The sequence below is a fragment of the Stenomitos rutilans genome (assembly GCF_059505485.1).
Genome location: NZ_JCACKR010000078.1, coordinates 39,673 through 60,184, shown reverse-complemented (window position 1 = coordinate 60,184; position 20,512 = coordinate 39,673). Strand labels below are relative to the sequence as shown.

The following is a 20,512-nucleotide window of genomic DNA, read 5'->3' as shown; positions in this document are numbered from 1 at the left end:
AACTAGCCAAACGCAACTACATCCATTTTAGTCAATTGCGTGACCGTCGGGATCTTCCCTTGAACGTCCCGACAGATGCAATATTCCGATACCTAAGCTGTAACAGGTGTTTTACCTTTTCGCTTCTGGGTTGTGGTCTCCGTTGTACCCGGTTCAGAGGCAGAGGCACTGTCCTCAGACGGCCCCTCTTCATCATCAAGACCACGGACAATATCCAAATCAATATCCAGAACAGACATTTCCAGGCCAGCGCGGGGCTTGTTGTCGCTGTTAGAAATGTAGGGTGTCGGCTCAACGCTTCCTGTGCAGATGATCAGCGATCCTTTTTTAAGAAATGACAGCTTCCGCCAGGCAGCGGAGCTTTCCCAGATGTTTAACGAAACTGTAAACGAATCATCACGATTCCGTGTTTTGCGGATATACAGCGTTGCTTTAGCAACCTTTGCCTTTTCGCCATTGCGCAGATCAACCGTCTTAATCTCTGCGTCTGCTGCTAAATTACCACTAACAATCCATTTGTTTAAGCCCACACTCGACATATTTCTCTCCCAAGGATGCCGTTTTCTAAAGAATTCCCCGCTCAATAAAAAATAGAACAGGACGTCAACAAAAAATAGAACAGGAATCCTCAAGACGACATGGCTGATACTCCTTCTCACTTCCCCTATCGACTGATTCGTACTAGCAAAATACCGCCAAACACCAAACCGATGAGTGTTGGTAGCCAGCCTGCCAAAAAAGACGACAGGATATCGAATTGGTAGAGCGCTTCGCAAATGCTGATAAAGAGGTAGTAGGACACAATCAGCACCAGACTGATGCCAAAGCTGGTGCCCCTGCCAACCCCGCGACGGGGCTGGGTGCCTAATGTTGCTCCCACTAGCCCAAACACCAGACAGGCGAAGGGAAACGCCATTTTTTGATCAACGCGCAGAGTGAGTTTGCGAATTTCCTTCTGATTCCCTGTCTGGTTAATGAGGCTCAAGTATTCCTGAATTTGGGCGATATTCATTTCGCCAGGATCGAGAGAGGTTTGAGCAATGTCGAGGGGAGTACGTGGCAGTTGAATCTGTTGCTGCTCAAAGCGGATGATATTACGATAGGAGCCGTCCGGTGCAACGACGTAGATGGTGCCGTTGAAGAAATCCCAGGTCTTTTGGTCGGTGTTCCAGAGCGCTGCTTCGGATGCCACGATCTGGTTTAAGCCATCCTGTGAGAAATCAAGAATGGTCAGCCCTTTCATCCGCTTGCCATCGAACTGTTTGGCATAAAAAATGCGAGAGAGGGCTTTATCGCGGCTGCCGTCTGGCTGCTTGAAATCCCGAAATTCCTGATACAGGATATTCTTTTCTCGAAACGATGGCTCTTTTTTGTTGAGGGCTGCATCCAGCGTTTGTGATGCCTGCCGATTGGCAGCAGGTACGATCGCTTCGTTAAACGCAAAGGTAATGCCTGTGACCAGTAACCCCATCAGAATCGCCGGAGTAATCAGCCGATAAATGCTAACCCCACAGCTCCGGAGTGCAATAAGTTCGCTGTCACTCGAAAGCCGTCCATACACAGTTAAGCAGGACAGCAACATCGACATGGGAAACGACAATCCCACGAAGTAGGGCAACTTGAGGAAAAAGACCTGAGCCGCGATCGAGACTGGCAAACCTGCTTCCGTCACCCGTCGCACTAGATCGAACAACACGCCGATCGCCACCCCAATTGACGAAAACGCCACCACCCCAAACAAAAAGGGCATCACTAACTCATTAGCGATATAGCGATCCATCACCGAAATCCCAGGTATGGGCAAACCAAAAGATTTTAAGGGCGGTGGATTTGCTGGAGTGATTGAAGCCATAGAGGGAAGGCAGAAGGTAAAAGGTAAAAGTGGGGAGTGGAGTGGAGAGTGAAAATCAAAAGCTGAAGGCTGAAGGTAGAAGGTAAAAGTGGGGAGTAGGGAGTAGGGTGAAAATCAAAGGCTGAACGCTGAACGCTTCATCAACTCAAAACTCAAAACTCTCCTTCCCCCCTCACACCTCACCTCTAAGGCTGAAAGGCATCACCCAGATAATACTGCCGCACTAACGGGTTGCTGTAGAGTTCTTCGGAACTGCCAGACGCCAAGATTTGTCCATCGCGCATGATGTAAGCACGATCGGTGATTGCCAGTGTTTCCCGGACGTTGTGATCGGTAATCAGAATGCCAATCTGACGATCGCGCAAGGTAGCAACAATCTGCTGAATTTCGGCAACAGCGATCGGGTCAACTCCCGCAAACGGTTCATCCAGGAGCAAAAACTTTGGGCCATTGCGTCCCGCCGCCAGCGCTCTTGCTAGCTCAGTCCGCCGCCGCTCACCCCCCGATACTTGGGCACCTAGCGTATGAGCAACTTTTTCGAGTCGGAATTCCTTGAGCAAATAGCCCAAGCGATCGCGCCATTCATGCCGAGGCACGTGGGATTGCTCCATGACCAGCAAAATATTTTCCTGCACGGTCAAATAGCGAAAAATGCTGGCTTCTTGCGCTAAATAGCCAATCCCTAACCGTGCGCGTCGATGCAAAGGCAGTGTTGTGATTTCGCTATCGTTCAACCAAACGCGCCCTTGATTGGGTTTCTCTAACCCTGTAGCGATATAAAACGTCGTCGTTTTGCCAGCGCCATTTGGCCCCAACAGTCCAACGACTTCGCCCTGAGACACCGAAAGACTGACGCGGCTGACGACAACCCGCGCTCCGTAGGATTTATGAACGTTTTCAAGCGCGATCTTCAACCGTCCACTCCTGGCTGTGCTGAGCAAAAAACACAAAGCTGACGACGATCTTATCGTGTATCAGCAGTTGCTGTCTCAGCGCGAACCGGGAGACGATGGGTTAGAAAGCGGTGGAGCCAAATCTGTCTGCGAGCGCGGCAACGGAGGAACCGCAGGCGTAAACTCTGACTGAGGGTTAAAGGGCGCAGCATTAGGGGTTGGCGTTGGGGTTGGCGTCGCATCTGGAACAAGGTAGATAGACTCGACTTGCTTAGGCGCGTCTGGCAGTGCCACAAATTTACCTTCGTCAATCAGATACGTGACGGTTTCGCCTCGGAGACTATTACCTTGTTGCAAAACGTACACATTCCCACTCAGCACAATCCGGCGCTCCCGGCTGAAGTATTGCGCCTGAGCAGACGTTGCCTGGATTTGGCGAGCGGGGTAGTTGATTTGCACATTGCCGCGTGCTGTAATGACACCCGTTTTAGAGTTTGCTTCCTGGATGTCCGATCGCAGAGTGAGCGATCGGCCCGCTTCGGTTTGGGCATTCGCAGGACGATGGAACAGGAGAAACGACGCAGGGCCCTCTAACAGCAGAAGGGTCGTTAGAATGGATGGAACGATCGCGGCTAATTTCAGTCGCTTTAAAGTGATATGAGGTGGGCGGAGAGAAGACATCATGGGGCGGGTAACTCAGCGTGATGGCAAAAATGACGATGAACGAGACATGACAGCGCTGACAGATGCTTTAGAGGATGTCTGAGAAGTGTCAGAGACGCTGCCTTCGCCCCCTTAATCCCCCAATTCTGGGGGACTTCCACCTCAGAACCCCTCAAATTTGGGGGCAAGGGGGGCGGTTCGGGTAGGCATTCATACCTTTTAAGACATCCTCTTAGGTAGTTTACCCAATCCTACTGAGCCTAAAGCCAATCCTGTAGAGTGGCAAGCTTGCATCCAGATGGGGCACTCAATGCAGCTTTCATTTAAGCATTGAATTGAACAATCCTCTTGATTTTATGACTGCTATTAGCGCGCGAAGTTGCCGTCCGATCGCGGTTCTAACCCGACAAACTGGCTCACGCTAGCTCCGCGCAGCTACAACGAAGTTCGACCGCTGTTAAATGAATACGATCGCCCATCTTGTAGCATTTAGGACTTACGCAAAAGCGGTCATCTTTCGCCCCCTAGCCCCCAATTTTGGGGGAACCGTCTCAATCAAAGCCCCCAAGATTGGGGGTTTGGGGGCAAATGCGTAAGTCCTAGCATTATTGCTGCACAGTAGCTCTCGTCGGGTTGCAGCAACGTACCGTTTTGTTGAGCATGCTTGATATACCTCCCGCTCAAGAAGTATTTAACGACTAAAGGCCCAGCAATTCTTAGCGTCTGTTTGGCGGGGAAGTTTGTAGGGTATACCATGAGAGCCTATAACCGTTGAGCTGCGATCGTTAAAGGCAGCTTCTATCAGCATTGAAGGCATAGATTCATGACAAAACGACGCGTCGGGCTATTGTTTGGGGGCTGTTCCGGTGAGCATGAGGTTTCGATCGCTTCAGCACGCGCCATCGCTCAGGCATTCAGCACCAGCCCAAACGAAACAGATTACACCCTGTTATCGTTTTATATTCAAAAAAATGGTCAGTGGTGCGATGGCGCGATCGCCCAACAGGTGTTGTCATCAGGCCAGCCGCTTCTATCAAATCACCAGCCTGGTGCCTCATCTACGCGCTGGCTTTTGCCTCCAACGGTTGCCGATGTAGACGTTTGGTTTCCGATCCTGCATGGCCCCAACGGTGAAGATGGTACGGTTCAGGGGCTCCTACAGCTGATGCAGGTGCCCTTCGTTGGTTCTGGCATTCTGGGGTCAGCGATTGGGATGGACAAACTCGCCATGAAAATGGTGTTTGCCCAAGCTGGATTACCTCAGGTCAACTACAGAGCCGTCAGCCGCGCACAGGTGCAGTTAGCCTCTATCAATCCAAAGCTGTGTGATGAGCTTGAAGCCGCACTCGCTTACCCCTGTTTTGTCAAACCTGCTAATCTAGGCTCCTCCGTTGGCATCTCTAAGGTGAGAACGCGTGCCCAACTTGAAGCCGCTCTAGACAGTGCTGCTAGCTACGATCGCCGCCTCATTGTCGAAGCAGGTGTGGCTGCCCGCGAGTTAGAGTGTGCCGTTCTCGGTAACGATCAACCCGCCGCTTCGGTTGTGGGTGAAATCACATACCAAAGCGATTTTTATGACTACGAAACCAAATACACCGAAGGTAAAGCGGCTTGGATTATCCCTGCCGACTTACCAGAGTCAATCGCTACTCAAATACAAGCAATGGCAGTCCAAGCATTTAGCGCGATCGATGCGGCTGGCATTGCACGAGTAGACTTCTTCTACGTTGAAGCAACCGGAGACATCTTTATCAACGAAATCAACACTATGCCAGGATTTACCGCTACCAGCATGTATCCCCAACTTTGGGCGGCAAGCGGCATCACCTTTCCCGCGCTCGTCGATCGCCTGGTTCAACTTGCCTTTGATCGCCACGCCTAGTATCCTATTGCAGCTTGCTCGCTTGAACCAGCAAAATGGTGGCGGATCGCCCCTCTACTTCAGTCCTCAACCACCGCTTACTGGGGGAATGAGGACGACCTCGTCTCCATCATGCATCACCGTATCGGATGCTACAAACTGAAAATTAATGCCAAATCGCGTTAAGTCGTGCCATTGTGCTAATTGTGGATGCTCAGCAATGAGGCGATCGCGCACTGTAGCAACCGTTGCGCCGTAATCAACATCCATTTGCAGTTCTGAACCGCAAGCTTCTTGATACGCCGCGAAGAGCTTGACGGTGATCGTAATGGTAGGCATAGGCATGAAGCTAGAGAAAAAACGTATAGCAGTGAGCAGTCTGATGAAGGGTACTCTAAACCCTCTTTACAATCTACAACTTTACTTGCCCAGCACCTTTTCAAGCTACCTGAGATGGTCATCTAGTCAAGCAGCAAAGCAGTGTGTCGCAATAGGCACAAACTTTAGCTCTTCAAGTGAGTAAAGCATCCTCATAAAGGTGTATATTTCTCACCCAAACGGGCGACTTCAAAGAAAAGAATAAATCTTTTGTAAAGACAAGCACATGAGCTGATAGTCGTTATTGGCTAATCTACTATTGGAGCTAAGCATTCTGAGCAAACAGGGAGCAACATCGGTATGTACCGATCGCTCTTTTAATTCATCTGACGATCAAAAATTGGTACAGGGCTTAATATTGCTCTGCTTCAAATGATTTTTCTGTAAAGCCGTTCAGCGATGACCGTTCAGCCTTGGTGCCTCATTCTATATTGTATTTGTCACAGCTTACTCTGAGACAAGCATCTTACTGGTAGAAAAAGTCTCAAACACAAAATCGTCTTACGGATTTTACATACGTTTTACGTTTTTAACAGTCTTCAAGCGCATTTTGAGATTTGAGAATGTTCTGTTTTTAATCATCAACGTTTCTGTAAAGTAAATGTTTTTTGATTTAGAAATTTAGTTGAACGCGTTGAACAACTTCATTTCAATAAGCTGACAAGCAGGCTTAGGCTCCATCTATTAAATCCGAAGAACATGACTGGAAATTCTTTAGGCTCTATTCTTCTGAAAAAACGCTTGATTACTCAGAGCCAGCTCGAACAAGCCCTGCGGAAGCAGCGCCAGCAAGCCAAAGCGTGCGGCTGGCAGTTATTAGGAGAAATTCTCGTGGACGATCGAGTCATTAGCAGACGCGCTTTGGAGAACGCACTTGCGACGCAAGCACAGCTTAACGAAGTTCACAGTTTGCAGGCTGATTTTGAGCCTAGTCAGATTGATATTCTCAACGTTTCGATCGATAATATGTCGATGCATGAACTGCTCGATCAGCTTCATAACGGTGTCGTACTAACCCCAAACGTTGACCATGTTATGAAGCTACAAAAAGATCCAGACTTTCTCAGAGCTTATGCCCTTGCTGACTATAGAGTTTGTGATAGCCAGGTCTTGATGTACGCATCTAAATTCTTAGGCACTCCATTCAAAGAGAAGGTTTCAGGCTCCGATCTCTTCCCAAGATTCTGTGAGTTTCATCAATACAACGACGGCATAACCGTCTTCTTGCTTGGTGGCGCTAAGGGCGTTGCAGCACAGGCGAAGAATAATATTAATGAGAGGCTTGATCGAGAAATCGTGATCGGCGCTCATTCGCCGTCTTTTGGTTTTGAGAAAGACGAACAGGAATGCCTGGAAATCGTTGAAATGATTAATCAATCTAAAGCGACCGTTTTAGCGGTTGGCGTCGGTGCGCCAAAGCAAGAAAAGTGGATTTATAAGTACAAGCACAAGCTGCCCCACGTCAAAATTTTCATGGCAGTCGGAGCGACGCTCGATTTTGAGGCGGGTGTTCTTAAGCGTTCGCCAAAATGGATGAGTGACTTGGGCATCGAGTGGCTGTTCCGCATTTATTGTGATCCACAGCGACTTTGGAAGCGCTATCTTGTTGAGGATTTGCCATTTTTCTGGCTACTGTTACAGCAAAAGTTTGGCCTCTACACGCCACCTCGCTTTGAAACGCTCGATCGACGGCATGTACCAGTGAATGTGAAGGTCACTGTTAATCGTTTGCTGAGAAAGCGTGCCACGACGAAAGTGTAAACGACAACCCCTCACAGCAGCCTTATTTCACCCTTCTCTAAGGAAGGTCGCTGCTTAAAGCCAGCTATGGGCTGCGGTTGTCCTTTTTGAGAGTCAGATTGTTAGATATACAGCGCTTTTGCCCATGTGCATACTTTTTGGTACGTGCCGACTCATATCTGCATAGGGTGATAGAATCACAGTCAAGCTAGGGGTGTTTGCTGCGGCAGGCTGAGATAGTCCCTTAGAACCTGAGCTTGGGTAATGCCAGCGGAGGGAAGCTGTTTATCTGAGGAATCGAATATGCGGACAGAATGGGTCGCCAAGCGTCGTGGACAAAGCAATGTGTCCCAGATGTACTTTGCTCGTCAGGGCTTGCTTACAGAAGAGATGCAGTACGTGACGCAGCGGGAGCAGTTGCCACCAGCGCTAATTCTAGATGAGGTGGCGCGAGGGCGTATGATTATCCCTGCCAATATTAACCATCCTAATTTGGAGCCAATGGCGATCGGCATCGCCTCAAAATGCAAAGTCAATGCGAACATTGGCGCTTCTCCTAATTCGTCTAATCTGCAAGAAGAGGTAGACAAACTGCTTCTAGCCGTGAAATATGGTGCCGATACGGTGATGGACTTATCAACAGGTGGCGGCGATCTCGATGAAATTCGCACAGCCATCATCCGGGCTTCATCGGTACCGATCGGAACGGTGCCTATTTATCAGGCACTAGAGAGCGTACATGGCACGATCGAAAAACTAACGCCCGACGACTTCCTGCACATCATCGAAAAGCATGCTCAGCAGGGCGTTGATTACATGACCATTCATGCGGGAATTTTGATTGAGCACTTACCCTTAGTGCGTGATCGCATTACAGGCATTGTGTCTCGCGGGGGTGGCATTATTGCTCGTTGGATGCTGCACCATCACAAACAGAATCCTCTTTATACCCACTTCCAGGACATCATCGAAATTTTCAAGCGTTATGATGTCTCCTTTAGCCTGGGCGACTCGCTCCGTCCTGGTTGCACGCATGATGCGTCTGATGCTGCACAGTTGGCAGAGCTTAAAACACTGGGACAACTCACCCGCAAAGCCTGGGAGCATGATGTGCAGGTAATGGTAGAAGGCCCTGGTCACGTGCCAATGGATCAGATTGAGTTCAATGTGCGAAAGCAGATGGAGGAATGCTCAGAAGCGCCCTTTTACGTTCTGGGGCCACTTGTGACGGACATTGCGCCTGGGTATGACCACATTACGTCGGCGATCGGTGCAGCAATGGCTGGTTGGTACGGTACAGCAATGCTGTGCTACGTCACACCAAAAGAGCATTTGGGTCTGCCCAATGCCGAAGATGTTCGCAATGGCTTGATTGCTTACAAGATTGCGGCTCATGCGGCAGATATTGCACGACATCGACCAGGCGCACGCGATCGCGATGATGAACTTTCCCAAGCCCGCTACAACTTTGATTGGAATCGCCAGTTTGAGCTATCGCTCGATCCTGAGCGTGCGAAGGAGTATCACGACGAAACTCTGCCAGCCGATATTTATAAAACGGCTGAGTTCTGCTCGATGTGTGGCCCAAAGTTCTGCCCAATGCAGACAAAGGTCGATGCTGACGCTCTTACAGAACTGGAGAAGTTCTTAGCAAAGGACTCTATTGTCTCTGTTTAACCTTGGGTGCAGTCAGTAGGGGTTTCCTGATCATACTGAGGCTCTCTCAAAGCAGTCAGCGGTCAGCTTTTAGCCCATTAAGCAGGCTCAGTTTCATGCCGTTCGGTTACTTAGCACGTTAATTTTTAAGTACTGTAGTGGTTTAATGCATCCCTACAACCAAGAGCAGGGATTCAGATGTGAACCCCTGCTCTTGAGTGTTAATAGAAGCGGTTTTTGTAGAAGAAGGCGATCGCTGATGAGCGTCATTGCCGGCCTGCTTAGTCTGCTGATACAGCATTGACATCAACCGTTTTTGCCTCTGGTTTGAACCCTGGCTCTGCTGTGCTAGCTGTTTGAACAGGGCCTTCATCTTTTTGACCTTTTAGCCGCTCTAGTGCCCAGGTAGACAACTCAGCAACTAAAAGAGTGGCAATCAAGCCATCATCAATCCACCCAATGATGGGAATAAAGTCTGGGGAAATATCAAAGGGGCTGATGAGGTAAAGCAATGAACCGCCAATAATCCACCAGCGGTACTTAGGGTTCCGAATAACATTACGATACCAGTCTGTGATCGAGTCTTTCATCAACGTGTCTCCTCTCGTTACATTTAAATCTTGGCAGATTGCTCACGATAGTTCCGGTGTGGATAACCTCCCGTATGTGGGAGGGCATCAGTACGGTGTCTTAAAGAAGGAATGGTAAGGGACAGAAATGTACCTTTAGATAGTTGCTTGTGTGAGTCGAAAGATCGTTGACCCTTTAGGGCTCGCGCAGTTGTCCCCTTAAATCCCCCCATCCTGGGGGACTTTGAGTTCTTGCTCCCTCAAAGTTGGGGGCCAGGGGGCAGTTTTGCAAGAATTTGCGTAAGTTCTAACCCTTTTTAGAGCCAGTAGGGGCATTCGTTCGATCGCCTTTTGTCAACTTGAAGCGTAGCTCCAAAAAGTGCAACATTTCGCATCATTTTGACTGAAGTTTCATCTGTCTGCTTGAATGAGGTTCTAAATCTCTAAAATTAAGTAGCTCTAGCTTAAGAGGCAGGACTGGGCAGAAATCCTAAGATCGGGAACGTAAGGGGAGTAGAACACACTGTGAATGTTGCGGAAATCTTTCAAAAGGGTGGGGTAACGATTTTGCCCTTGCTTTTTCTCTCAATTTTGGCCCTCAGCGTCATTATTGAGCGGGTTTGGTTTTGGACGAATGTGCTGCTTAAGGAGCGTGAGATTGTCAATCGGGTGCTGGATGCAGCCAGAAGAGACTGGGCCACCGCTAAAGAAATTGCTCGGCAAGCGCACGAACAGCCGATCGGTCGCTTTCTTTACAGCCCCTTGCAGCTTGAGAATGCAGATCCGGAGATGTTTCGTCTAGCGCTTGAGGCAACAGCCGATGACGAATTAGCGGCAATGCGTCGAGGCGATAAAGTGTTGGAGGCTGTGATTGCGTTGGCCCCGCTGTTAGGTTTGTTGGGCACAGTCATCGGCTTGATTATTTCCCTAGGATCAATCCGCCTGGGTGATTTGGGCACGGCTTCAACCTCAGGAGTGACAGCTGGGATTGGGGAAGCACTGATTGCAACTGCTAGTGGATTAGTCGTGGCGATTTTTAGCTTGGCGTTTTATCGACTGTTTCAAGGCTTTCTATTTAACCAAGTTAGAGTTTTCCGCAAAGCTGGTAATGATCTGGAGCTTCTGTATCGGCAGCATTGGTCGCAGAAAACTGGTAGTCAGCTCTAATGCGATCGTGCGTAGTACTGCACCCAGGCATAAAGTCCAACACCGTGCGTAGTCATGGTTAAGATGTCACGACATTAATGATGGTGATGAATAGTGTTGATGCGTTTTGAGGGCTGGAGTAATGAAAATTAATCTTGATTCGCCTCCTGAAGATGTCCAGATTCAGATCATTCCGCTGATTGACGTCATCTTTTGCATTCTGACGTTTTTTATTCTGGCGGCACTGCAACTGACTCGACAGCAGGGCATTGAAATCGATCTGCCAAAAGCAAGTACGGGCGCAACTCAGATGCGGCAAATGTTAGTTGTGACTGTGAGCGCCACTGGTCAGACGTTTGTGAACAAACAGTTTGTCGATCGCGCCCAGCTTTTTCAACAGCTTCAGGATTATCACCAAAAAAATCCCGATGGTTTGCTGGTACTCAATGCTTCACAGACCGCGTTTTATAACGATGTGGTGCAAATTTTGGATGTGATGCGGCAGGTCGGGGGCGATCGGGTGGCGCTGGCAACTCAACCAATCGAGACGAACCAAACGCCTGGCTTGGCTCCGAATCCGACCATTAGCCCCACGCTTAGCCCCACGATCATGCCTCCTGCGTCCGATCCCTTTAACATTTTTGGTGCACCCAGTCCTAGCCAAACGTCTAACCCAGGACTTTTGCAGTCTCCACCAGCATCAGGTCAACCGTCTAATGTTGTTCCCTCTAATTCCTCTGGGCCGAAAACTAGCCCTTAACTAGGCACAGCTATTCTTACTGAATGACCAGAACGCAATAATACTAAATATGAGCGTCTGATCATCTTGCCCTCAATCTGTACCTTTGTGCCGAATACTGAATCTTACTCTTGGCACAAGAGTTAATTAGGTTGCCTTCAGTACTGTTAGGTATCGGTAAGTCAACAAGCCTTGCCGTGCAAGACGAACTGAGAGGTAATGCTAATGAGTAACGATGTTAGACGAACCCATGATCCCGACGCAAATCCTGATCCGATTACAGGTCAACCAGGTGCCCATCCTGTTGGTACTGGGGTTGGTGCTGGCGCAGCGGGCGCGGCTGGTGCTGCGATCGGTGGTGCCGTTGGTGGCCCAGTCGGTGCTGTCGTTGGCGCTGTCGTTGGTGCAGTTGGCGGTGGCTTAGCCGGGAAGAGCGCTGCTGAACGTGTGAACCCTACGTTTGAAGATGAATACTGGCGTGGAAATTACGCTTCACGCCCTTATGTAGAGCCAGACTACGATTACACCGATTATGAGCCAGCTTACCGCACCGGGTATGAGGGTTACTCATCCCATTATGACCAGGGTGTGACCTATGATCAGGCTGAACCCGCCTTGCGCCAACGCTACGAATCGCAGCATGGTGGCCGTCTGGCTTGGGAGAAAGCTAAGCATGCCACTCGTGATGCGTGGGATCGCGTCGAGCGTGCTTTGCCAGGTGATGCAGACCATGATGGCAAGTAGCAAGTGACGGCACTGCTATCACTTCTAGAATCCTTTTGAAGATGACCAAGCCCAAGTGGCTTGGTCATTTTTAATGGATGTGTGAGGCGATCGTTGTGGTAGGTCCATCGTTAGACACTTTGTGAACTGCCTACCCCAAACATCCAAATACAGGTCTCGCTCGTATTCTCAGTTAGCGCAACTGAAAACCGCTTGTTGTTACAGGCATGCCTCATTGTGAACCTCGTGGCGATATAGTTTCTGAACGGTCGCATTACTATGGACAGTGCACGAGTAGACGAAATTTTATAATTTCTTTATCCTGTGTTGTGTCGATGCATTACTCTTTCGAGTCTGGTGGAGAACCAACTGATGGCGATTTCTCAAGTCAAGCGTCAAACTCTTAAGGGCTTCAATTGGCAAACATTTCGTCCTCGCGTCGCAACACTGGTGCTTTTAGGAATACTTGCGTGTACGGCTGGCGTTTGTGCGGCCTGGTTTGTACAGGAGGGAAGCATTAACCATCTTTTTGCTCGCCTTAACTGGCTGCAAGAGTCTCCCCCACTGTGGTTGGCCGTGCCGATGGTGGCTGTGCAGTATCTCCTAGCACCAACGGTCATTCTGTTGCTGGTAGCGCTGGTGGTGATGAAGGTTTCTCCAGAACCGCGTCGCTGGTCACGAACGATCGTGGTCGGTATTTTGCTGGCGTTAACCATTCGCTATATTGCTTGGCGATCGCTGGCAACGTTGAATTTGGCCGATCCGTTGAACGGTGTGTTCAGCTTGGGACTTTTTGGGCTGGAAATGTTGATGCTCGCCAGCGGGATTATTCAGCTTTTTTTGATGCTGCGGGTGAAGGATCGCCGCCGAGAAGCGAACCGTAATGCTGATGCCGTGCTGGAAGGGGCATTCATCCCTTCGGTAGCTATTTTTGTGCCGACTTACAATGAACCTGTCTTTATTCTGCGACGGACAATTATTGGCTGTCAGGCATTGGATTATCCTCATAAGCAAGTCTATCTGCTGGATGATACTTGCCGACCGGAGGTTCAAATGCTGGCAGCAGAGTTGGGCTGTGACTACGTTGCGCGTCCAGACAACCGCTACGCCAAAGCTGGTAATTTGAATCACGCGATCGCGCTAACCGCTGGCTCTGAAGCAACGAAAAGTGACCTGATCGTCGTGTTTGATGCTGACTTTGTGCCTACTCGCAACTTCCTAACGCGCACTGTTGGTTTTTTCCAGAATGAGCAGGTTGCTCTGGTGCAAACGCCTCAGAGCTTTTACAACCCCGATCCGATCGCCCGTAATTTGGGTTTAGAAGACATCCTGACACCTGAAGAAGAAGTTTTTTATCGGCAGATTCAGCCGATTCGAGACGGGGCTGGGAGCGTAATTTGCTCGGGCACGTCGTTTGTGGTGCGGCGGAGTGCGCTGGAAGCCACAGGTGGTTTTGTCACCGATTCGCTTAGCGAAGATTACTTTACGGGCATTCGACTTGCAGCGCAGGGCTATAAGTTGCTGTACTTGGATGAGAAATTGAGTGCAGGCTTAGCCGCCGACAATATGTCTGCTCATGCAACGCAGCGATTACGGTGGGCGCGCGGTACACTTCAGGCATTTTTTATCGAAGCAAATCCGCTGACCATTCCCGGACTTAGCCCATTACAGCGTCTGGCTCATTTGGAAGGCTTGCTGCACTGGTTTACCAGCCTTTCTCGCGTGGGTTATTTGATTGCGCCCTTGGCCTTTTCCTTTTTAGGGGTCATCCCCATACGGGCAACGCCTGAAGAATTGATGTATTTCTTCCTGCCTTACTACGTGGTGCAGTTGACGTTTTTCTCCTGGCTAAACCATCATTCTCGATCGGCCCTGCTATCGGATATCTATTCACTGGTGCTGACTTTTCCGCTAGCGTTCACCGTTATTCAAGTGATGCTGAGTCCCTTTTCCAAGGGCTTTAGCGTCACGCCGAAGGGCACTGCTAGCGATCGCTACTCCTTCAACTGGCACCTGGCGCTACCGCTGATTGGGCTGTTTATCCTCACGGCTGTCAGCCTATGGCGCAATCTAGGTTTATGCATGTTCACGGGCTGGTCGGCTGATTTAACGCCCGAATTGAAAGGCTTGGGGCTTGGCTGGCTCTGGAGCAGCTACAACCTGATGATGATTGGTATCGCGCTTTTGATTTTATTGGATGTTCCCAAACCCGATGCTAATGACTGGTTTGACCTTCGACGCACCGTGCGCTTGTGTTTTGCCCCCACGATCGGGCTAACGCGACTGCCCCGACCTCAAAATCATCACGCTATAAGTGAGGATGTCAGCGCAAAAAACTCCGCTGCGATCACCGGGGAGACAACAGAGGCATGGTGGCAACAGCGAGAACGAAGCACAGCTAGTACCTTATTTGCACCCTCTGCCCGTGCGTTGCTAAGCACATCACCAAAGCGAGAGGGGCCGCCCGTGTCGCTCACTCTATGGGGTGTGACGACCATGATGTCTGAAGGGGGAGCCGAAGTAGCGCTTACACAGGCGAGCTTTCCCACACTGGCTCCAGGGGAAACATTACCCGTGTCGCTGGAGTTCATGGAAGTTGACTTAAAGCTGCAAGGTGTGGCTGTGCGCAGTGGGGTGAGAGACGAGTTTCCAACCGTGAGAATTCTGTTTGAGCGGTTGAACCTGCAACAGCAACGCTGTTTAGTGGAGATGCTGTACTGCCGTCCGGGGCAATGGAAGCGCCGCAAAACACCGGGAGAATTGCAGTCGTTGCTGCTGCTGTTTCGGATTCTGCTGAAGCCAAGAGTACTGTTCGATCGCGCGATAGATGTGCGGGCGATCGCAGTCGCTAAAGGCTAGAGTGTAATCAATCGCACAAGCATAACCGTGTTTTCGATGAGCATTTGGTAGGCTTTAACGAAACCATTTTGATTCTATATGGCGATCGAAGCAGCGGCAAATCAGTGATCCCGCTTATCCTGGTTGAGACAGTATGGCAGTAGAATAATTGCCGTTGTGTAAAATCAGGTCAAATCGAAAACTTCGTGCCACATACTTTCATCGCTCTGAGTGAGTCTGCTGAGATAGACTCAACGCTTCACGTCACAGATCTGCCATTTACCTTACAAGATCTCAAAGCAAGTATTCCTGCTTATTGTTTTGAACCCTCTCTTGGTCGATCGCTTGCTTACTTTTTTTGGGATGTTGGTGTTATTGCAGCACTTTATGCGATCGCTCACGCCATCAATGCCTGGTGGTTTTTTCCACTTTTCTGGCTGATGCAAGGCACCATGTTTTGGGCGCTTTTTGTCGTTGGGCATGATTGTGGTCATGGCTCTTTTTCACGGCACAGATGGTTAAATAGTCTCGTCGGGCACCTTTGCCACACGCCGATTCTAGTGCCTTACCACGGCTGGCGCATTAGCCACCGGACGCATCACAGCAACACGGGCAATCTGGACACAGACGAAAGCTGGTACCCCGTATCGCAGTCCAAGTATGTTCAAATGCCCTGGTATGAGAAGCTCTTTCGCTTTTATGTGCCGTTGTTGGCCTATCCGGTGTACTTATTCCGTCGCTCAACCGATCGCAAAGGTTCGCACTTTCACCCAGCCAGCGCGCTTTTTCGTCCGTCCGAAAAGTGGGATGTGTTGACCAGTACCGCCCTTTGGCTCCTCATGATCGGCTTCTTGGGTGAACTAGCCTACGTTTACGGCTGGCTATTTTTGGTGCAGTACTATCTCGTGCCTTATCTTGTCTTTGTGGTCTGGCTCGATCTGGTGACGTTTTTGCACCATACAGAGCAGGAGATTCCTTGGTATCGCGGGAAGGATTGGTTTTTCTTGAAGGGTGCGCTTTCGACCATCGATCGCGACTACGGCTTCTTCAATCCCATTCACCATAATATCGGGACGCATGTAGCTCACCACATCTTCCTCTCCATGCCTCATTACCATCTCAAAGCAGCGACAACTGCGCTCAAACCTGTTTTGGGAGCCTACTACCGCACATCAGATGAACCAATTTGGAAAAGCTTCATCCGGTCTTACCAGATGTGCCGCTTTGTGCCAAATACGGGATCGCAGGTTTACTACCAACCCTCGAAACAACAGCTTTAAGGTTGAATAATCGAGGTCAGCGATCGCGCAGTGCTATTCAGTAGGGCGCGATCGCTGATACAAAGCAGAAATATGCGGTTGGTGTAAACTTTCCATAGCGCAAGCGTTGAAATATGACGAGTCATCAACCAGAACCCACTACCCAACAGTTGCTTACGGCCCTCTTGCAATCAGGGGTACAGCAACAACACAGTCTTGAAGTTTTGACAGATCAGATCGGACATCTGACAGAACAACAGCAACACAGCCTGGATAGGCTCACCACACGCATCGAGCAACAGGGGGAACAACAGCAACACAGCCTGGATAGGCTCACCACTCACATTGAGCAACAGGGAGAGCAACAGCAACACAGCCTAGATAGGCTCACCATGCGCATTGAGCATCTGGGGGAAAAGATTGATACGCTAGCCGAGGTTGTCACCAGCGGTTTTTCGGAACTAAAAGCCATTACTCGAGAACAGTCAGAAGCTGCAAAACAGCAGGCGGAGAGTATTTCACGTCTTGCTGCTACTGTGGAGCGGCAGGCCCAGATTGTAGAGCGTTTATTACCACGCGAACCTGAACAATAATTGTTTGCTATTTACGCTAGTGGTCTGTCAAGACTTATTTTGTGAGTTTCTCACTTACAAAATAACAACCTTCACTAAACCCAAAGCACAAAATCAAAACTGACGAACCACTAGGGAGCTACGCGTGCAAATTATTAAACGCAACGCCGAACTGAGAGTAGACGATAGCCTGATGCGGCTGTATATAGCGACTCCCAAGCCAGCAGGTCATTATCCAGGCATTGTGTTCTATAGCGATATTTACCAGCTTGGTGGTGCTATGACGCGGCTGGTCGATCGCTTGGCCGGGTATGGGTACGTCGTGGCGGCCCCCGAAATTTTTCATCGGCTTGAACCTGTAGGAACAGTGATTGAACCAGATGATTTAGGCCGTATGCGCGGGAACGATGCCGCACGACGCACGGCGATCGCTGAATATGATGCCGATGCGTGTGCGGTGATTGACTTTCTCAAGCAAGATCCTACCGTTTTGCCAGACTACATCGGCACGATGGGCTTTTGCATTGGGGGACATCTCGCGTTTCGGACGGCCTTTCAGCCAGAGATCAAAGCAGCGGCGTGTTGCTACCCGACGGGCATTCACAGCGGCAAACTGGGTAAAGGCGTTGCGGATACCCTTCAACGCATGAAGGAAATCAGTGGGTCGGTGCTGCTGATCTTTGGGACGCTGGATTCACATGTGCCAGAAGACGGGCGACAGACGATCGCCGAAGCGCTCAACCAGACAACGATCGCTCACACAACACGACTATACGAAGCCGAGCATACATTCATGCGTGACGATGGGTATCGCTACGATCCCGTTGCGGCTGATGCTGCCTGGTCAGAGGTGACAGCTTTTTTCAAACAAAGCTTTGGCTAGATTGCATTACCGAATTTTGGCTTCAAACGATCGACAGAAATCTTGCACACCCGTTTTAACCACAAAAATTGCCACAGGCGTAGCGAGTTTAAGTGGCAGCATAGTGTGTTCAGTCAGGGTTAATAGTAAGTTACCCGTCAACCCATCTTCCAGGCTCTCCTTCAGGTCAGCACGACAAAGAATGTGCCGCCACTGCTTTGCGACCCCTTCGATCCAACGATCGTTCGTGTCGGGTTCCTGCCCTACTTGAATTGCTAGCGCGATCGACGCATCTTCCAAATCACCTTCGCAGTCTTCAATTTCGTTAAGAGCAGCCAGCGCATCAGGGTAAGCTGCCAAATCTACCCGGAATTGCTCAATTTCGTCGGGTGTTACAGTAATACTCATACAGCAGCAAGGTACAGAAGCCACGATCGTATCACTTCGTAGTCTTCTAGGTGTACCTTGCAGACGCTTACACGATCGCCTACAACAAATCGCCTACAACAAACCACTACAACCCAACGAGTTCACGCGACTCTAAGCCAGTAAGCTTTTGGGCGATCGTCAACCGGGTTTCAAGCTTGGCAACGCTGAATTCATTGCGTAGATGCTCTAGCCGCGCTAGGGCGTTTGCCTTTTCGGTAGAAAGACGGTTCAGCGCATCCAGGGCGCGTTGATACTCCTGATTCACTTGCAGCACTTCAAAACGGCGTGCCTTACGCTGATTGTCATTTTTGAGTCCGGTTTCAAAAGCGACCACCATTTCGGCATTACCTTCCAGCCGAGCAAGGTGCTGACGAACCTCGCCAATCTGATATTCAAATTCATTCACAGCTTGGGCCGCTTGTGCGATCGCACTGGGATATTGACTGAGACTAAGTTTCATAAAATAATCCTCAAAAAAGCATAAAGAGCAATGGGTGTTAATCACCCTGTTTCATCGTCATCAGTCTTGCTTATGACTTCATTCCTCAGCGTGCACGTACTGCCCAGGCAAACCGCTTTAACGGTAAACCTTGATGCCTCAAGCAACCAGTTCTGCACGCTGGGGTAGCTGAGTACGAGGGGATACGGCTGGAGCAGAAGCCTGCTTCATCGGCTCGGCTGCAACCTTTTCTAACACTTTGACTTCGATACTGACGGCAATGAGGTAAGAGCCAGGATCTCCCCCTACTTCCTGGGCAATGAGATCAGCTAAAGCGGGGTGATCAGCCGTGATGGGGTCACGCAGTGTGCGTCGATCCCAGTCGTATTTGGCATTTGGATCAAGGCTGAGAATGTAGTGCTTAGTCATGGGCGTAAGTGTTGATAGTATATATGTACTATTTTAGTGGGTTTATCCCTATGCCGCAAGTGTCCTCTAAGCGGCGATCGCGCTTCTCTCAATCCTTTGATGGGAAGGCGTTTGACTATTGGATGAACGCCGAGTTCTGTCGCTCTGCCGCTCCCAATACGCTAATGTCCTTGCCAGGTCACTGTGTCCGCGCAACCGAATTTCGTAAGCTTGCGGCATAATACGGCTGCGACGGATTTGAAAGCTGGCACCTATGCTGGCAAGCTTTTGGGCAAACGTTTGCGCTTGCTTGAGGTGATCAAACCCGAAGTAGCAGACTGTAGGAGAAAACGCTCGAAAGGGCGATCGCACAACCAGCACTCTAGGCGCTAAATACTGCCCCACTCGACCCTGCTGCAAGGAAAAGAAACGACCAATTTGCATCACATACCCCCGCGCTTGCTTACTACGATCGTAGTGAAAAAGCACTACAGTTGGGTGCTGCGATCGTGGGGGAAAACCGTCTCCCCACGGCTTAAACACCGTTGCGGCGCACCTTATCCAGCACTACAGCAATCACAATGACTAGCCCAATCACCAGCGTTTGCATAAAGGACGACACCCCGACCATATTGAGCGAATTTGACAGCATTCCTAGAATGAGTACGCCATAAAACGCATTCAACATGCTGCCCATGCCTCCTGTGAGCGCCACGCCACCAACCACGACGGCTGCAAGAGATTGTAATTCCAGTCCAGTTGCCGCTAAGGGTTGTGCAGCACTCACCCAGGCTGTCAGCACAACGGCAGCAACACCTGCTGTGGTACCTGTGAAGGTGTAGATCAGCAGCGTTTGAACTCGAACATTGATGCCGGAGTTGAAAGCCGCTCTGGTATTGGAGCCGATCGCATAGACATAGCGTCCAAACACGGTATGCCGTAGCAGCACGTGACCCAGAAGGAGCGTTGCGATCGCAATCAGCGCGGGCGTAGGGATGCCAAACACATTGCTGAAGCCGAAAATATCGCTCAGTGCGCTTGGCACATCATAAAGCGGCAAACCACCTGTAGCAATGAGCGCCAACCCTCTAGCCACCGACAGCATCCCCAGCGTGACAATGAAGGGAGACACGCCAAAGACAGTAATGATACAGCCATTTATAAAGCCAAAACCCGCCCCGGTGAGCAGCATCATCAGAACGCCGATCGCTAAACCTGCTTTGTTCATGACGATGACCCCATACACCCCGCTAAGTGCCAGCACCGCCGCCAAAGACAGATCCAGCCCGCCGCTTATCACTGCCAACGCTTGACCCACCGAAATAACCATCAGCGTTGCCAGTTGCCGACTCAAATTCACCAGGTTATCGCTCGACCAAAACCGAGGTTCAATCAACCCAGTGGCGATCGCCAAAACAAGAATGAAGAGGGGTAAAGCAAATTCGTTGAGCTTGAACCGGAAGCGTTGCGTAAGATTCATGGTCA

General features: G+C 50.0%; 22 protein-coding genes and 1 riboswitch. Of the genes, 10 read left to right on the top strand and 12 right to left on the bottom strand.

The genetic code is table 11. From position 1 onward, the window contains the following. Positions 1-92: 92 nt before the first annotated feature. The 4 genes from AC5JLP_RS14230 to AC5JLP_RS14215 form a co-directional block, all read right to left on the bottom strand. Positions 93-539 (bottom strand): single-stranded DNA-binding protein, encoded by a 447-nt coding sequence (locus AC5JLP_RS14230; protein WP_496068578.1) that lies wholly within the window; start codon positions 537-539, stop codon positions 93-95. Between the two features lie 125 nt (positions 540-664). Continuing rightward, positions 665-1,852 (bottom strand): LptF/LptG family permease, encoded by a 1,188-nt coding sequence (locus AC5JLP_RS14225; protein WP_496068577.1) that lies wholly within the window; start codon positions 1,850-1,852, stop codon positions 665-667. A 185-nt stretch (positions 1,853-2,037) separates the two neighbouring features. Next, positions 2,038-2,766, bottom strand: coding sequence for an LPS export ABC transporter ATP-binding protein (gene lptB / locus AC5JLP_RS14220; RefSeq protein WP_496068576.1), 729 nt, complete (start codon positions 2,764-2,766; stop codon positions 2,038-2,040). 75 nt (positions 2,767-2,841) lie between these two features. After that, positions 2,842-3,429 (bottom strand): LptA/OstA family protein, encoded by a 588-nt coding sequence (locus AC5JLP_RS14215; RefSeq protein WP_496068575.1) that lies wholly within the window; start codon positions 3,427-3,429, stop codon positions 2,842-2,844. Between the two features lie 802 nt (positions 3,430-4,231). Here AC5JLP_RS14215 and AC5JLP_RS14210 point away from each other — a divergent pair. Continuing rightward, on the top strand, positions 4,232-5,290 hold the full coding sequence (locus AC5JLP_RS14210) for a D-alanine--D-alanine ligase family protein (RefSeq protein ID WP_496068574.1): 1,059 nt from the start codon (positions 4,232-4,234) through the stop codon (positions 5,288-5,290). Positions 5,291-5,356: 66 nt separating this feature from the next. Here AC5JLP_RS14210 and AC5JLP_RS14205 read toward each other — a convergent pair whose 3' ends face one another. Beyond that, on the bottom strand, positions 5,357-5,608 hold the full coding sequence (locus AC5JLP_RS14205; RefSeq protein ID WP_496068573.1) for a MoaD/ThiS family protein: 252 nt from the start codon (positions 5,606-5,608) through the stop codon (positions 5,357-5,359). A gap of 738 nt (positions 5,609-6,346) precedes the next feature. Between AC5JLP_RS14205 and AC5JLP_RS14200 the strand changes: the two genes are divergently transcribed. Then, positions 6,347-7,408 carry a WecB/TagA/CpsF family glycosyltransferase gene (locus tag AC5JLP_RS14200; RefSeq protein WP_496068572.1) on the top strand — a complete coding sequence of 354 codons (1,062 nt, stop codon included), beginning with the start codon at positions 6,347-6,349 and terminating at the stop codon, positions 7,406-7,408. Between the two features lie 179 nt (positions 7,409-7,587). Continuing rightward, a riboswitch (TPP riboswitch) is annotated at positions 7,588-7,683 on the top strand. Between the two features lie 7 nt (positions 7,684-7,690). Further along, the gene (gene thiC, locus AC5JLP_RS14195; protein ID WP_496068571.1) at positions 7,691-9,064 is read left to right on the top strand and encodes a phosphomethylpyrimidine synthase ThiC; all 1,374 of its coding nucleotides are present in this window, start codon (positions 7,691-7,693) and stop codon (positions 9,062-9,064) included. 260 nt (positions 9,065-9,324) lie between these two features. Here thiC and AC5JLP_RS14190 read toward each other — a convergent pair whose 3' ends face one another. Continuing rightward, the gene (locus AC5JLP_RS14190) at positions 9,325-9,633 is read right to left on the bottom strand and encodes a YkvA family protein (RefSeq protein ID WP_496068570.1); all 309 of its coding nucleotides are present in this window, start codon (positions 9,631-9,633) and stop codon (positions 9,325-9,327) included. 504 nt (positions 9,634-10,137) lie between these two features. Here AC5JLP_RS14190 and AC5JLP_RS14185 point away from each other — a divergent pair. The 5 genes from AC5JLP_RS14185 (at position 10,138) to AC5JLP_RS14165 (ending at position 16,338) form a co-directional block, all read left to right on the top strand. Beyond that, on the top strand, positions 10,138-10,779 hold the full coding sequence (locus AC5JLP_RS14185; RefSeq protein ID WP_496068569.1) for a MotA/TolQ/ExbB proton channel family protein: 642 nt from the start codon (positions 10,138-10,140) through the stop codon (positions 10,777-10,779). A gap of 121 nt (positions 10,780-10,900) precedes the next feature. Then, a complete protein-coding gene (locus AC5JLP_RS14180; protein ID WP_496068568.1) occupies positions 10,901-11,518 on the top strand; it encodes an ExbD/TolR family protein in 618 nt (205 codons plus the stop codon). Positions 11,519-11,722: 204 nt separating this feature from the next. After that, the gene (locus tag AC5JLP_RS14175; protein ID WP_496068567.1) at positions 11,723-12,241 is read left to right on the top strand and encodes a hypothetical protein; all 519 of its coding nucleotides are present in this window, start codon (positions 11,723-11,725) and stop codon (positions 12,239-12,241) included. 351 nt (positions 12,242-12,592) lie between these two features. Then, positions 12,593-15,079: a glycosyltransferase family 2 protein gene (locus tag AC5JLP_RS14170; protein WP_496068566.1), complete on the top strand. Its 2,487-nt coding sequence runs from the start codon at positions 12,593-12,595 to the stop codon at positions 15,077-15,079. A gap of 185 nt (positions 15,080-15,264) precedes the next feature. Beyond that, positions 15,265-16,338: a fatty acid desaturase gene (locus AC5JLP_RS14165; protein WP_496068565.1), complete on the top strand. Its 1,074-nt coding sequence runs from the start codon at positions 15,265-15,267 to the stop codon at positions 16,336-16,338. Here the strand turns inward: AC5JLP_RS14165 and AC5JLP_RS14160 are convergent. Then, entirely contained in the window at positions 16,335-16,463 is a 129-nt protein-coding gene (locus AC5JLP_RS14160) for a hypothetical protein (protein ID WP_496068564.1), read from the bottom strand. The two genes, AC5JLP_RS14165 and AC5JLP_RS14160, sit on opposite strands and share 4 nt — an antisense overlap. On the opposite strand from AC5JLP_RS14160, the gene AC5JLP_RS14155 reads away from it, so the two are divergent. Then, a complete protein-coding gene (locus AC5JLP_RS14155; RefSeq protein WP_496068563.1) occupies positions 16,452-16,910 on the top strand; it encodes a hypothetical protein in 459 nt (152 codons plus the stop codon). The two genes, AC5JLP_RS14160 and AC5JLP_RS14155, sit on opposite strands and share 12 nt — an antisense overlap. Before the next feature lie 124 nt (positions 16,911-17,034). Continuing rightward, positions 17,035-17,772, top strand: coding sequence for a dienelactone hydrolase family protein (locus AC5JLP_RS14150; protein ID WP_496068562.1), 738 nt, complete (start codon positions 17,035-17,037; stop codon positions 17,770-17,772). Positions 17,773-17,778: 6 nt separating this feature from the next. Here AC5JLP_RS14150 and AC5JLP_RS14145 read toward each other — a convergent pair whose 3' ends face one another. From AC5JLP_RS14145 to AC5JLP_RS14125, 5 genes are all read right to left on the bottom strand, one after another. After that, positions 17,779-18,159 (bottom strand): hypothetical protein, encoded by a 381-nt coding sequence (locus AC5JLP_RS14145; protein WP_496068561.1) that lies wholly within the window; start codon positions 18,157-18,159, stop codon positions 17,779-17,781. A 106-nt stretch (positions 18,160-18,265) separates the two neighbouring features. Further along, entirely contained in the window at positions 18,266-18,640 is a 375-nt protein-coding gene (locus tag AC5JLP_RS14140; RefSeq protein ID WP_496068560.1) for a hypothetical protein, read from the bottom strand. 138 nt (positions 18,641-18,778) lie between these two features. Beyond that, complete coding sequence (locus AC5JLP_RS14135; RefSeq protein ID WP_496068559.1) at positions 18,779-19,048, bottom strand: hypothetical protein; 270 nt, start codon at positions 19,046-19,048, stop codon at positions 18,779-18,781. Between the two features lie 66 nt (positions 19,049-19,114). Then, positions 19,115-19,570, bottom strand: a complete 456-nt coding sequence (locus tag AC5JLP_RS14130) for a hypothetical protein (protein WP_496068558.1) — start codon at positions 19,568-19,570, stop codon at positions 19,115-19,117. Continuing rightward, positions 19,563-20,507, bottom strand: coding sequence for an ABC transporter permease (locus tag AC5JLP_RS14125; RefSeq protein ID WP_496068557.1), 945 nt, complete (start codon positions 20,505-20,507; stop codon positions 19,563-19,565). Before AC5JLP_RS14125 ends, AC5JLP_RS14130 begins: the two co-directional genes overlap by 8 nt. Between the last annotated feature and the right edge of the window lie 5 nt (positions 20,508-20,512).